The sequence below is a fragment of the Streptomyces lydicus genome, assembly GCF_004125265.1.
In the GTDB taxonomy this organism is placed as follows: domain Bacteria; phylum Actinomycetota; class Actinomycetes; order Streptomycetales; family Streptomycetaceae; genus Streptomyces; species Streptomyces lydicus_C.
In genome coordinates this window covers 258,189-258,597 of the sequence record NZ_RDTE01000001.1, presented here as the reverse complement: position 1 = coordinate 258,597, position 409 = coordinate 258,189, and the positions used below count along the sequence as shown (strand labels likewise).

Genomic DNA, 409 nt, shown 5'->3' with positions numbered 1-409 from the left:
GCGAACGGCCTGGAGGTTGTGCCGGATCCGCTCGCCCTCGGAGCGCGGCAGAGCCCCCAGAGGCAGTTCTAGGGAGTCGGCTCCTGCTCCGACTCCTGCAGCAGATACTCCCGGACCACTTCGGCCTCCGCCTCCAACCGGGCGCTGTTCAGACGCTGCAGCCGGGCCAGATAGCCCTCCGGCTCCGCCGGCGCCGAGCCCGCCAGACTGCGGGCCCTGATCTCCACCTGCTCGGCTATCTCCTCGCCCAGCTGCGTGAAGTACTCCCTCGGCTGATCGAGTTCCTGAAACTCCAGAAGCCGTTCGGCCTGCCAGTGACGCATCACCTGCGCGCCGTAGTGGTTCATCCCTTATCCCTCGCGTAGTGCCGCTGACTGCATTTGACGTTGAGTCTGCGCCGGACAGAGTG

Annotated in this window: 1 protein-coding gene; it reads right to left on the bottom strand. The window is 66.5% G+C overall.

Going from position 1 to position 409, the window contains the following annotated elements; genetic code table 11:
* Positions 1-68: 68 nt before the first annotated feature.
* Positions 69-347 carry a hypothetical protein gene (locus D9V36_RS01245; protein WP_129292040.1) on the bottom strand — a complete coding sequence of 93 codons (279 nt, stop codon included), beginning with the start codon at positions 345-347 and terminating at the stop codon, positions 69-71.
* Positions 348-409 lie beyond the last annotated feature (62 nt).